At 61.1% G+C, this 12024-nt stretch carries 11 protein-coding genes and 1 tRNA gene; 7 read left to right on the top strand and 5 right to left on the bottom strand.

Annotation, left to right across the window (positions count from 1 at the left end; translation table 11 throughout):
• Positions 1-118 precede the first annotated feature (118 nt).
• Entirely contained in the window at positions 119-697 is a 579-nt protein-coding gene (locus tag BLP10_RS01700) for a tyrosine phosphatase family protein (RefSeq protein WP_091128800.1), read from the top strand.
• Here BLP10_RS01700 and cueR read toward each other — a convergent pair.
• Together cueR and BLP10_RS01690 are read right to left on the bottom strand one after the other, a co-directional pair.
• Positions 694-1140, bottom strand: a complete 447-nt coding sequence (gene cueR / locus BLP10_RS01695) for a Cu(I)-responsive transcriptional regulator (protein WP_091128796.1) — start codon at positions 1138-1140, stop codon at positions 694-696. The two genes, BLP10_RS01700 and cueR, sit on opposite strands and share 4 nt — an antisense overlap.
• A complete protein-coding gene (locus tag BLP10_RS01690) occupies positions 1137-3665 on the bottom strand; it encodes a heavy metal translocating P-type ATPase (protein WP_091128792.1) in 2529 nt (842 codons plus the stop codon). The genes cueR and BLP10_RS01690 overlap by 4 nt, the downstream gene beginning before the upstream one ends.
• A 208-nt stretch (positions 3666-3873) precedes the next feature.
• Between BLP10_RS01690 and BLP10_RS01685 the strand changes: the two genes are divergently transcribed.
• From BLP10_RS01685 to BLP10_RS01675, 3 genes are all read left to right on the top strand, one after another.
• On the top strand, positions 3874-4707 hold the full coding sequence (locus tag BLP10_RS01685; protein WP_091128788.1) for an endonuclease/exonuclease/phosphatase family protein: 834 nt from the start codon (positions 3874-3876) through the stop codon (positions 4705-4707).
• A 107-nt stretch (positions 4708-4814) separates the two neighbouring features.
• Positions 4815-5429 (top strand): glutathione transferase GstA, encoded by a 615-nt coding sequence (gstA, locus tag BLP10_RS01680; RefSeq protein WP_091128785.1) that lies wholly within the window; start codon positions 4815-4817, stop codon positions 5427-5429.
• A gap of 83 nt (positions 5430-5512) precedes the next feature.
• Complete coding sequence (locus BLP10_RS01675) at positions 5513-6307, top strand: glycosyltransferase family 2 protein (protein ID WP_091128782.1); 795 nt, start codon at positions 5513-5515, stop codon at positions 6305-6307.
• A gap of 20 nt (positions 6308-6327) precedes the next feature.
• On the opposite strand, the gene BLP10_RS01670 is transcribed toward BLP10_RS01675, so the two are convergent.
• The gene (locus tag BLP10_RS01670; protein WP_091128779.1) at positions 6328-6681 is read right to left on the bottom strand and encodes a RidA family protein; all 354 of its coding nucleotides are present in this window, start codon (positions 6679-6681) and stop codon (positions 6328-6330) included.
• Positions 6682-6861: 180 nt separating this feature from the next.
• Between BLP10_RS01670 and BLP10_RS01665 the strand changes: the two genes are divergently transcribed.
• Together BLP10_RS01665 and BLP10_RS01660 are read left to right on the top strand one after the other, a co-directional pair.
• Positions 6862-6952, top strand: a tRNA-Ser gene (locus BLP10_RS01665).
• Positions 6953-7263: 311 nt separating this feature from the next.
• Positions 7264-8337: an NAD(P)-dependent alcohol dehydrogenase gene (locus BLP10_RS01660; RefSeq protein WP_091128777.1), complete on the top strand. Its 1074-nt coding sequence runs from the start codon at positions 7264-7266 to the stop codon at positions 8335-8337.
• A 23-nt stretch (positions 8338-8360) separates the two neighbouring features.
• Here the strand turns inward: BLP10_RS01660 and BLP10_RS01655 are convergent, their stop codons facing one another.
• Positions 8361-10223: a PHA/PHB synthase family protein gene (locus BLP10_RS01655; RefSeq protein WP_091128775.1), complete on the bottom strand. Its 1863-nt coding sequence runs from the start codon at positions 10221-10223 to the stop codon at positions 8361-8363.
• Positions 10224-10388: 165 nt separating this feature from the next.
• On the opposite strand from BLP10_RS01655, the gene BLP10_RS01650 reads away from it, so the two are divergent.
• A complete protein-coding gene (locus tag BLP10_RS01650; protein WP_175493728.1) occupies positions 10389-11216 on the top strand; it encodes a universal stress protein in 828 nt (275 codons plus the stop codon).
• 43 nt (positions 11217-11259) lie between these two features.
• Here BLP10_RS01650 and BLP10_RS01645 read toward each other — a convergent pair whose 3' ends face one another.
• Positions 11260-11955: a DUF1003 domain-containing protein gene (locus BLP10_RS01645; RefSeq protein WP_091128764.1), complete on the bottom strand. Its 696-nt coding sequence runs from the start codon at positions 11953-11955 to the stop codon at positions 11260-11262.
• Positions 11956-12024 lie beyond the last annotated feature (69 nt).

Below are 12024 nucleotides of genomic sequence, written 5' to 3'. Positions count from 1 at the left end.
GATTGTGATCAAAAGGCCACAATCGTTTGATTGGATTGGATTTATTTCGCTTTAGTGGGTACAAGATCCTCACGAAGCCGTGATGAAGACACAGCTTCAACATCCAAAAGGTTTTGCAATGCAATCTCTCTCCATTTCCATGCTGACGGTCTGCGGAATTTCCGAATTGCCGGAGCAGAAGGAGAGGGCCGTCACGCATGTGCTCTCGATTCTCGATCCTGACCATCCCGATCCGGATGCCTTCAGCGCCTACGATCCGCACTACCGCACGATCTTGCGCTTCCACGACATCATCAATCCCATCGACGGCATGATCCTTCCGCAGCCTGAGCATGTGGAAGCGGTACTGCGTTTCGGAGATGATGTAGCGGCAGGCAAGGTCGAGCGCGCGGAAGGGCACCTTCTCGTCCATTGCCACATGGGCATCTCGCGCTCGACGGCGGCGATGGTAACGCTGATGACGCAGACGAATGTGGACGAGAACGAGGAGAGGTTGTTCGAGCGTCTTTTGGAGATCAGGCCTCAGGCTTGGCCCAACTCGCGTATGATCGCCTTTGCGGATGATATGCTGTCACGCAATGGACGCCTCGTCGATGCTCTGCGCCGCCACTATGGACGCCAGATCAGCCGCAAGCCGGAATTCGCGCAGTGGATGAAGGAACTCGGCCGCGGCCGCGAGGTGGAGATGGCGGTTTAAGCCTTGCCCAAAGCGCCGAACTTCGCGTCTGCCTTGGCGTGAACGGGCAACGGTTCCTCGCTCGCAAGCTCCTCGAGAATAGGACAATGCGGGCGTGAATCCCCACAGCAATTCTCGGCGAGATGCTTGAGGGTCGAAGCCATGTCCTGCAACTCGCGGATCTTGCGCTCGAGCACGGCGACATGATCGAGCGCAATCGTCTTCACGTCCTTGCTCGCGCGTTCGCGGTCGCGCCATAACGACACGAGATCGGCGATCTGCTCCACCGAGAAGCCGAGATCGCGAGCCCGCCGGATGAAGCGCAGCGTATGCACGTCGTGATCGGAATAGACCCGGTAGCCCGATTCCGTGCGGATGGTCTTCGGGATGAGCCCGATGGATTCGTAGTAGCGGATCATCTTGGCGGAGACGCCGGAGGCGGAGGCTGCCTGTCCGATATTCATGCCACACCTTCCACGGTTCGAGTTGTGGGAGCTGATTGCGGTTGGGATTGGACTGGCGCCTTGAAGCGGCGCAGCCGCAGCGCATTGCCCACCACGAAGACGCTAGAAAGCGCCATGGCGGCTGCCGCTACGATGGGCGAGAGCAGGGTGCCGTCGATGGGATAAAGCACGCCCGCCGCAACGGGGATCAGCACCACGTTATAGGCAAAGGCCCAGAACAGGTTCTGCTGGATATTGCGGATCGTCGCCTTCGAGAGCGCAATCGCATTCACGACACCGCGCACGTCGCCGGACATGAGCACCACATCGGCGCTTTCGATGGCGATGTCGGTGCCCGTGCCGATGGCGATGCCGATATCGGCTTCAGCCAGAGCGGGCGCATCGTTGATGCCGTCACCAACGAAGGCGATGTGACCGTGTGCCTGGCGCAGGCGCTTGACCACTTCCACCTTGCCCTCCGGCAACACTTCCGCCACCACCTCGTCGATGCCGATGCGCCGTGCAATGGCTTCCGCCGTCCTGCGGTTGTCTCCCGTGATCATGGCCACCTTCAGTCCGAGAGCGTGCAATGCGGCAATGGCTTCGGAGGTGGAATCCTTGATGGGATCGGCAACAGCGATGGTCGCTGCGAGCTTGCCGTCGATGGCGGCGTAGAGCGGGCTCTTGCCCTCCGCGCCGAGGCGCGCTGCCGTATCAGCAAAGGTGGTGACATCAAGCCCGAGCTTTTGCATGAAACGGTCCGCACCGACATCGACCTTGCGCCCTTCGATCACGGCGGAAACGCCGAAACCGGGGACGGCCTCGAAGCTGTCGGTTGCAGGCAGATCAATGCCCCGGCGCTCCGCAGCGGCGACGATGGCTTGTGCGATCGGGTGTTCGGAGCGCGCTTCGACGGCGGCGACGAGGCGCAGGGTTTCCATGTCGGAGAAGGCTTCCGACGTCACGAAATCCGTCAGGTCGGGGCGGCCCTGAGTGAGCGTGCCGGTCTTGTCGAATGCGACAACGCCGATCCCCTTCAGGCTCTGCAGCGCTTCGCCCTGGCGGAAGAGCACACCGAGTTCCGCGGCCCGTCCGGTGCCGACCATGATCGAGGTCGGCGTCGCCAATCCCATCGCGCAGGGACAGGCGATGATGAGCACGGCGACCGCATTCACAAGGGCGAACGTCGTCGCCGGTTCGGGGCCGAAGATCAGCCAGACGACGAAGGTCAGCGCCGCTGCGGCCATGACGGCGGGCACGAACCATGAGGTGATCCTGTCGACCATCGCCTGGATCGGCAGTTTCGAGCCCTGCGCCTGCTCGACCATGCGGATGATCTGCGAAAGCACTGTATCCGCACCGATGCGAGTGGCGCGGAATGTGAAGCTGCCGGTCTTGTTGATGGTGCCGCCGACCACCTCCGAAGCCTGCGCTTTCTGCACGGGCAGGGGCTCGCCGGTGATCATGGATTCGTCGACGAAAGAAGATCCTTCGACCACCTCGCCATCCACAGGCACCTTCTCTCCGGGGCGCACCTGCACGATATCGCCGATCTGCACCTGATCGAGGGGGATCTCCAGGGCTTCGCCATTGCGCATTATGCGCGCGGTTTTCGGAGCAAGGCCGATGAGGCGCTTGATCGCTTCCGATGTGCGCCCCTTCGCTTTGGCCTCCAGAAAGCGGCCGAGCAGGATCAGCGTCACGATAACGGCCGCCGCCTCGAAATAGACATTGATCATGCCGGCAGGAAGGAGATTGGGCAGGAAGGTCGCGACGACCGAATAGGCATAGGCCGCGCTCGTGCCGAGCACGACCAGAGAGTTCATGTCGGGCGCCCAACGAAGGAGGGCAGGAACGCCCTTCCTGAAGAAGCGAAGGCCTGGACCAAACAGCACGAGGGTGGTGAGCGCGAATTGCAGATACCAGCTGTTCTGGTGGCCGATATTGTTCATCACCCAGTCGTGGACCGGGGTGATGAAGTGCGAGCCCATCTCCACCACGAAGACAGGCAGGGTAAGGATAGCCGCAAGCGCGAACGAACGCCTCAGAGCCGCGATCTCGGCCTCCCTGGCCGCACGCTCACGATCCGTACGGTCGGCATCCTGGCGGATTTCCTTGGCCGCGTAGCCCGTCGCATCCACTGCCTGTATCAGCCGGCCGATCACGTCGGTGCCGCCGAAATAGCGCACCGAGGCGCGCTCAGTCGCGAGATTCACATTCGCTTCGGTCACCCCTGGAACGCGCTTGAGAGCCTTTTCCACCCGCGCCACGCAGGAGGCGCAGGTCATGCCCTGGATCGTGAGATCGACCTGGCTGTCCGAGGGCTCATAGCCGGCATTGCGGATCGCCTCCGTTACGGCCCGAGGATCGCCCTTGTCCGACGCGAAGGTGACATGCACACGCTCCGTCGCCAGGTTGACGTTGGCGGCCGTCACGCCCTCGACGGATTTTACAGCCTTCTCGACCCGCCCGACGCAGGATGCGCAACTCATTCCTTCGACGGAGATGTCGAAGCTGTTCTGAGTGGCGGAACGATTGGCGACCATGTTGAATCTCCTGATTCATGATATGGGGCCAATGTGTAATCCTTCCAATCATAGGAAGGTCAAGGGAGGGCTGCATTTGCCTCATGCCGGAACTCTGGCCGATGATGGGTCATTGATCCGACACGTTTGCGCCATAGGTCGCCAACCAGTCACTCCTTTGGCTATCGTTCCTACCTACATTCACCATCGTTCGAGCCGGTACTGACCTTTGAATCACAGCGATAAACAGGGGCGACCCTTCCGGATCCTCACCTATAACGTTCACCGCTGGCTGGGCACCGACAGAAAAGTTTCGCCGACGCGGATCGCCGAGGTCATCGCCTCCTGCGAGGCCGATATCGTCGCGCTCCAAGAAGTGCGTGTCGGCCGCACGCGTGCAGGGGAGATCGATCAAGCCGCAACCGTAGCGGACAGGCTTGGCATGGATCTCTACTTCCAGCCTACGATCCGCATTCTCGGCGAGCAATATGGTATCGCCGTTCTGTCCAAACACCCCGCCCGTCTGGTGAAATCCGGCCGCCTGCCGACGCAATCGACGAAGCCGTCCTTCGAGAAACGCAGCGCTCTATGGGTCTGCACGGAAATTGACGGACAAAAGGTCAATGTCATCAATGCCCATCTTTCCCTCCGCTCCGGCGAGCGGCGCACACAAGCCAACGCGCTCGTGGGAAGCGATTGGATAAGTCACCCTGAATGCGCGGATCCGGCGGTTCTTCTCGGCGATTTCAACGCGCCGCCGTATTCACGCTCCTACCGCATGATCGCCAACCGCTTGCAGGATGCGCAGCTTTCGAACTCTCACGGCGAGCCTCAGCCAACTTTCCATACTCGTGCCCCTGTGCTGCGCCTCGATCATGTCTTCGTCACCAAGTCGGTGGAGGTCGTGAATGCCGGGCCAGTGCGGAACCCTCTTACGCGGGTAGCCTCCGATCATTTCCCGCTGCTCGCGGAGTTGCGGGTCCGCAACCATCAGGTTTCTGAACGTACAAGCGAACCGGAACGAGAACTCCTCTCATCCGGCCATGATCCTGCCTTAAAATGAGATAACATAACTACAATTTGATATGGGCTGCCTTATAAACAAATGCATTGTTATGACGTTTTAAAATCGTAACTTTCCGTGGGGGCGCGGGAGTGGGGAAACGGAATATGAAGCTCTACTACAGCCCCGGTGCGTCTTCGCTTGCACCTCATATTGTGATCCATGAGGCCGGACTGGAAGTCGAGTTCGACAGGGTCGATCTGAATACACAAACGACCGCTTCAGGACTTCGCTTCTGCAAGGTCAATCCCAAGGGGAACGTGCCGGCGCTGGCCTTGCGGAACGGGGAAGTGCTGACTGAAGTGTCCGTGATTCTGGAATACCTCGCCGATCACGTCCCCGATCGCCGCCTCCTGCCGGCTCCAGGCTCGTTCGATCGCTACAGGGTTCAGGAATGGGTCGGCTTCATCGGCACCGAACTACACAAGGGGTTCGGCCCGCTCTGGGACAGGCTCATGCCGGATGCCGCGCGGCGGCTCGCGGTTCAGTGTCTTCAGCGCCAGCTGACCTATCTCGACAGGTGCCTCGACGGCCGATCCTACCTGATGGGCGATAAGTTCACGATCGCCGATGCCTATTGCTTCACCGTACTGAGTTGGGCTCGTTTCCATCGGCTTGACCTAGGGGATTATCCCGCCGTCCGGGCCTTCATGCACGAAGTCGCGAACCGGCCCATGGTCCGCAAAGCCATGGAGGCGGAAGGGTTGATGCAGGCGGCTTAAAAGCCACACGGAACCGGCGTGCTTCCGCTAAAGGCTTGGCACCTCTTGCGTTCCTCGAAGAGGGCCGCTAGGCACCCGTTGCCATGCTTCCTTTATCCGTCTTCATCATCGCCAAGAATGAGGCCGACCGGATCGGCGCGACGATCCGCGCCGTCCGCGACCTGACGGACGATCTGGTGGTGATCGATTCCGGCTCGACGGACGGAACTCAGGCTGTGGCGGAAGAGCTGGGTGCCCGGGTGATCTTCAACCCCTGGCCAGGATATGGCCCGCAGAAACGTTTCGGCGAAGATCAGTGCCGCCACGAATGGATACTCAACCTGGACGCGGACGAAGAGCTCTCGCCAGCCCTGTGTGAGGAGATCAAGGCACTTTTCGCCAACGGAGAGCCCCCAAGACAGGCCTATGGCATCCGCATCGCGGAAACCTACCCCGGCGAGGCCGCGCCGCATCCTCTGGCCTATCGCCTTTCGCCCGTTCGGCTCTACCGCAAGGATGCGGGGCGCTATTCGTCCTCCCTCGTTCACGACCGGGTGGACCTGAAGCCCGGTACGTCGACAGGAACCCTCAAAGGTCTTGTCCACCACCGCTCCATCCGCTCACTCGGCGATCAGATCGCCAAGCTGAATCTCTATACGGATCAGCTTGCTCATGACCTCGAGGTGAGGGGGGTCTCCATTCCTACGTGGCGTGTTTATTTCGAGTTCCCGGCAGCCTTCATCAAAGCCTATTTCGGGCGCCTGCATTTCCTGCGGGGCACCTACGGCTTCCTGATCGCCATGAACTACGCCATCTGGCGGCATCTTCGTCTGGCGAAGCACTACGAGAAGAAGCGCGTCAACGCCTTGGCGAAGGCGAACAAGGCCAAGGGAGCCTGAACGCCTTCGCGGCTATCCGCTTAAACTGCGGCGGTCACCTGGATTTCCAGCGCATAATCCGGATTCGCGAGCTTGGCCTGGACAGTGGCTCGCGCAGGCGTATGGCCCGGCACGACCCAAGCGTCCCACACGGCGTTCATCTCGTCATAGGAGGCCATGTCCGTCAGCCAGATCGTGGCCTGCAAGAGCTTGGACTTGTCGCTGCCGATTTCCGTCAGGGATTGTTCGATCTGCGCCAGCACGTCCCGGGTCTGTTCGGTCACCGACTGTCCCACGCTGGTCTCGGGCACATATCCGGAGAAATAGGCGGTATTCCCATGAATCACGAGATCGCTGTAACGGGCGGCAACGCCAATCCGCTTGATATCTGCCATGTCGGGGCTCCTTTGGTTTTGCTGAGGGCAGCCTCCTAGCATGCAGGGGCAGGGCAGCCCAGGTTCAAGAGCCGGCTTTGCCTCTGTCCAAGTTACTTTTTGGCCTTGACGAAGGACGGCTGTTCGCGTCTATTGCGCCACCTGCGAGGCAGGGTTTCAGAACCCTGGATTATCGCGAACGGAGACGTGGCCGAGAGGCTGAAGGCACTCGTTTGCTAAATGAGCATACCCCAAAAGGGTATCGAGGGTTCGAATCCCTCCGTCTCCGCCATTTCCCTTCCCAAGTATTTGAACATGCAAGGTTTATTGGCTTCGCTTCATGTGATGCCATCTTCCGGGCGGGCGTAGACCGGCTTCAGGAATTATACTGTCATGGGGATCGGCCGAGATGTGTAGGCGGCCCATGTGATCGTAGCCGGTGTCACCTGAATTGGATCGGTGTGAGCCCCGTCTTGGAGAGCTGAGACCGAATGAGGGCTTTTGATCAGCGTCAATGTCGGGCCCCGGCAGCCAGGCCAGTATTCGCGATGTGCACCCTTGGATGCCGACACGCCCCACACGAACCAGACGTGGAGAACCGCCATGCCCAAGATGAAGGTTGCCATTTTCGTTGAGCCTGGGCGCATCGTCCTTGACGAGAAGCCGATCCCGGATGTGGGTCCGCTGGATGCCCTCTTGCGCATCACCACCACCACGATCTGCGGCACCGACGTTCATATCCTCAAGGGCGAGTACCCCGTAGCCCGAGGGCTCACGATCGGTCACGAACCTGTCGGTGTCATCGAGAAGCTCGGCTCCGCCGTGCAGGGCTACCGCGAGGGCCAGAGGGTGATCGCCGGCGCAATCACGCCTAGCGGGCACAGTGCGGCCTGTCTGTGCGGCTGCCACTCGCAGGATGGGGCGGGCACCAAACATGGCTGGAAGCCGCTCGGCGGGTGGCGGTTTGGCAATACCATCGATGGCTGCCAGGCAGAGTACGTGCTCGTTCCCGATGCCATGGCGAACCTTGCGCCCGTGCCGGACGGGCTGACCGATGAGCAGGTGCTCATGTGCCCCGACATCATGTCGACGGGTTTCTCGGGCGCAGAAAGCGGACGTATCCGCATCGGCGATACGGTTGCAGTGTTTGCGCAGGGGCCCATCGGGCTTTGCGCCACGGCCGGCGCGAGGCTGATGGGGGCCAGCACGATCATCGCCGTCGAGAGCGTGCCCGAACGCATGGAGGTGGCGCGCCGGATGGGTGCGGATCATGTGGTCGACTTTACGAAGGGCGATCCGGTCGAGGAGATCAGGCGCCTCACCGACGGGCGCGGCGTCGACGTATCCATCGAGGCGCTGGGGCGGCAGGAGACGTTTGAGGCGTCTCTGCGCGTGCTCCGTCCTGGCGGGACCCTGTCATCGCTCGGGGTGTATTCGGGCGATCTGAGGATCCCGCTCGATGGGTTCATGGCAGGGCTTGGCGATCACACCATTCGGACGACGCTCTGTCCGGGCGGCAAGGAGCGCATGCGGCGGCTCATGGAGGTGGTTGCATCCGGCCGGGTCGACACGCGACCTCTGGTGACACATCGCTTCAAGCTCGATCAGATCGAGGAAGCCTATGACCTGTTCGCTCACCAGCGCGACGGCGTGTTGAAAGTTGCCATCACGCCGTAAGGCCGCCCATGGGCAGTCAGGAACTAGGTTTGCAACACATATGCGCCGGGAGCGTCATGCAGCACGGGATAACCGCGCGATGAAGCGCCCATGGCGGGAGGCTGCGTAGGTTTTCCTGAATGTGAGGCGAGCCAGTGGACCCATTCGGGCCACCATGAGCCCTCGCGCCCAGGGGCGACCTTGGTCCAGGTATCCGGATCAAGGTAGCGGTCCGTGGCGGACTTCGTCAGAACCTGGAAGCGTCCTCCCGGCCGATCCGGGCCAGCCACGATGCCGGCATTGTGACCGCCGGATGCGAGAAGGAAGGTCACGTCGGTGTCGGCCAGGAGATGGATCTTGAAGGCGGAGCGCCACGGCGCCACGTGGTCGCGCTCCGTGCCGACAGCGAAAATGGGGGCTCGGATGTCGCTGATGGCAATGGCCTGACCGTCGACCCGGAAACGGCCCTCGGCGAGATCATTGTCGAGAAAGAGCTGCTCCAAGTAATCCGCGTGCATGCGGTATGGCATGCGCGTGGCATCGGCGTTCCAGGCCATGAGATCGTTCAGCGGCGTGCGCTCACCCAGCAGATAATGCCGAACCAGTCTCGACCAGATGAGATCGTTCGAACGCAGGAGTTGGAAAGCGCCTGCCATCTGCCGCGTGTCGAGGTAGCCTTGGCTGCGCATCAGATCCTCCAAGAAGTGGACCTGACTTTCGTTGATGAAGAGGGTGAGTTCTCCGGCCTCCCTGAAATCGGCCTGCGCCGCCAGCAGTGAGATGGTCTGCAGGCGCTCGTCTCCGTCACGGGCCATGGCGGCTGCCGCAATCGACAGGAGCGTGCCGCCGAGACAATAGCCGACGGCATGAACTTTTCGATCCGGAACAATAGCGCCGACCGCGTCGAGCGCCGCCATCACGCCGAGCTTTCGATAATCGTCGATGCCGAGATCCCGATCCTCCGCAGTCGGATTTTTCCAGGAGATGATGAACACCGTGAAGCCTTGCGCGGTGAGATAGCGAACGAGCGAGTTTTCCGGAGAGAGATCGAGGATGTAGTACTTCATGATCCACGCAGGCACGATCAGGATCGGCTCGGGTCGCACCTTGTCGACGGTCGGCTCGTACTGGATCAGTTCGATGAGTTGGTTGCGGTATATGACCTTCCCGGGCGTGGTGGCGACGTCGCGCCCGACCTGAAAGGCTTCTGTCCCAGCCGCGGGCTTCGAGTGGACGATCCTCTCCCAATCGTCCAAGAAATTTTGGAAGCCCTGCACAAGGCTCCGGCCTCCCGTCTCAAGGAAATGCCGCTGTACGATAGGGTTTGTGGCAAAGAAATTCGACGGCGACGCCATATCGAGGATTTGGCGCGAGACGAAGTCAACCACAGCTTCATGTTGCCTGGTAACGCCGTCGATATCCGTCGTGGCGTTGTGCCACCAATGCTGCTGCAGCAGAAAGCCCTGATGAATGAGGTTGAACGGCCAGCGCTGCCACTCACTTCCGTCGAAGCGGTGGTCCTGAGGCAGCGGGGTGATGCATGGCTCGCTGCTCCCGCCATCCATGACGCAGCGAGCGGCGTACTGCGCCAAGCAAGACCATGTGCCGGCTGCCTTTGCGGCGAGTTCAGCCTGCTTGCCGGGCGAGATGGCGAGGTGGACCGCCCAGTCCGTATAGGCTGCAGTGAGCGCTGCGGGTGAGAGGCCGCCCGTAAGCCGTGCTAGACCCGCATGGGCCGCATGATCGAGAGCATCCCGAAGCCGGTGAAGCTCCGCATCGTCCGGCAGGTGCGTCGGCGATATGGGTGAGAGTGCGGGCGAGCAAGGCAGGTTTGGATTCTGTGCCGGGATGGCGCCGGTTTTCCGCGTGGAAGTTTGCGTGAGAACACGAGACGAATGGGACGACATCGCAACCTCCAGAGCTTCTCGCCTGCCGAGATCGGTGAACTGTTCCACGCTAACCCGCGCCTTACCCAGGGGGATTGCGTCAAATCAAAGCATCTCTCCCGATTTCGACCACATGATGATCGGCAGTTGCTTGGGGCGATGCCCGGCATGTGGACGGAGAGAGCGATGATCAAAGACATCATGGTGCACCTCGATGGCAGTCTTGAGGACGAGATCCGGCTGGAACATGGGCAGGCGATCGCATCCATCGGACGGGCCCATCTGGTTGGGGTCTTCACCAACCTGTTGCCTGAACTGACGATGGCTATGCCGATGGATGGCGGAGCAGCCATGATTCAGGCTTTGAGTGAATTTGAGGACAGGGCTCGAGAGGAGGGTGATGCTCATGCCGAGCGCCTGATGAAACGATTGTCCGGCCTTCAGACGCCGAGCGAGTTCCGCCGGCTGGACGCAACCTTCGCCGGCCTGTCCGCAAGCGTGGCCGCCCAGGCCCGGTGTGCCGATCTCTTCATCGCGACGCGGCCTGACGGCAGAAGCGAGATTGCCGACTGGACCGACCTCGTTGAAGCAGTGATTTTCGGCAGCGGACGCGCTGTTTTGCTGGTGCCTCCGGGGCGTCGCCCGCAAGGGCCGATCCAGACCGTTCTGATCGCATGGAACGGGAGCCGCGAGTCGGCGCGGGCCCTGCGTGAAGGATTGGATCTTATCAGCCAGGCAACCCGTACAATCGTTCTCATCGTCGATCCATCACCCGACGCTGCGGCTTCCGTAAAGGCCCACCTGGCCCACCATGGCGTCGTCGCGGAGATCGCTACGGTGCAGAGCGGGGATCGCCGCATCGCGGATGTCATCCTCGAAGAGGCGCGCAGGGTCTCGGCGGATATCGTCGTCATGGGAGCCTACGGTCATTCACGCCTGAGGGAGCAGATCTTCGGTGGCGCGACCCGAGACATGCTCGCTGCCTCGGACCGGCCTATCCTGCTGGCTCATTGATTTCGCACAGCCCTCCGGCGGTTTCTCCCAGGGCCCGGTGGCCCTAACGCCGCTCCTGCAGAAGCTCGATCTGGAGCTCCTGGATCTCTGCGAGACGCTCCCATTGTCGCGTGATGAGATGGTCGATCTTCTCGTGCAGATGCCGAATCTCGAGTTCGGCCTTCAGGTTGACTTGGTAGTCGTTGAGGGAGCGCAGCCTGTCCTTCGCCTCCTGCCGCCTTTGGCTCATCATGATGATCGGCGCCTGAACCGCGGCCAGACAGGATAGAAGCAGGTTCAGGAGAATGTATGGATAAGGGTCGAAGGCCTCTGGCCCGCGAGCCGCGTTGACGATGATCCACGCGGCAAGTCCCAGAGCGAAGAAGATCAGAAACGGCCAGCTGCCGCCGAAGGTGGCAAGTCCATCCGAGAGGCGCTCTCCGAAGGTGCGGCGCTCGTGGTAGCTATTCTCTACGTTTTCAGTGACGGTGATGCCTTCTGCAAGGCTGCGCGCAACCTCCCTGTCTAGCCTGGTGAGATCGCCTCGTTCCTGTCGCAGGAGCTCTTCGACGTATCGGAGCCGATATTGGTCGACAGCTGCCCGGCTTATACGGCTATGGGCGGCCAAAGCCGGGTGATCCTGTCTGATCCTGTCGGCAAGGCCAGGGTGCAAGTGGTCGATCAGGAGGAAGTCTTTTGCAGGATAGGCTTGGCCTGTAACGGGGCAGATTTCGCTGGACGATGCTGCATGAGACGTCATGATTGCCGCTTCCGATGGTTTGGCATGGATCAAACTTAACGGCTCGGGGACGGTGTACCAAGGTTCGAT

This window comes from Microvirga guangxiensis (assembly GCF_900102135.1).
Taxonomy (GTDB): domain Bacteria; phylum Pseudomonadota; class Alphaproteobacteria; order Rhizobiales; family Beijerinckiaceae; genus Microvirga; species Microvirga guangxiensis.
The sequence above is the reverse complement of the archived record's forward strand: the minus strand, read 5'-3'. Positions and strand labels throughout refer to the sequence as shown.

Bases quoted from the DNA above. Each gene is read 5' to 3' on its own strand.
- BLP10_RS01700 (WP_091128800.1), top strand. From the start codon at position 119: ATGCAATCTCTCTCCATTTCCATGCTGACGGTCTGCGGAATTTCCGAA.
- cueR (WP_091128796.1), bottom strand. From the start codon at position 1,140: ATGAATATCGGACAGGCAGCCTCCGCCTCCGGCGTCTCCGCCAAGATG.
- BLP10_RS01690 (WP_091128792.1), bottom strand. From the start codon at position 3,665: ATGGTCGCCAATCGTTCCGCCACTCAGAACAGCTTCGACATCTCCGTC.
- gstA (WP_091128785.1), top strand. From the start codon at position 4,815: ATGAAGCTCTACTACAGCCCCGGTGCGTCTTCGCTTGCACCTCATATT.
- BLP10_RS01675 (WP_091128782.1), top strand. From the start codon at position 5,513: ATGCTTCCTTTATCCGTCTTCATCATCGCCAAGAATGAGGCCGACCGG.
- BLP10_RS01670 (WP_091128779.1), bottom strand. From the start codon at position 6,681: ATGGCAGATATCAAGCGGATTGGCGTTGCCGCCCGTTACAGCGATCTC.
- BLP10_RS01660 (WP_091128777.1), top strand. From the start codon at position 7,264: ATGCCCAAGATGAAGGTTGCCATTTTCGTTGAGCCTGGGCGCATCGTC.
- BLP10_RS01655 (WP_091128775.1), bottom strand. From the start codon at position 10,223: ATGTCGTCCCATTCGTCTCGTGTTCTCACGCAAACTTCCACGCGGAAA.
- BLP10_RS01650 (WP_175493728.1), top strand. From the start codon at position 10,389: ATGATCAAAGACATCATGGTGCACCTCGATGGCAGTCTTGAGGACGAG.
- BLP10_RS01645 (WP_091128764.1), bottom strand. From the start codon at position 11,955: ATGACGTCTCATGCAGCATCGTCCAGCGAAATCTGCCCCGTTACAGGC.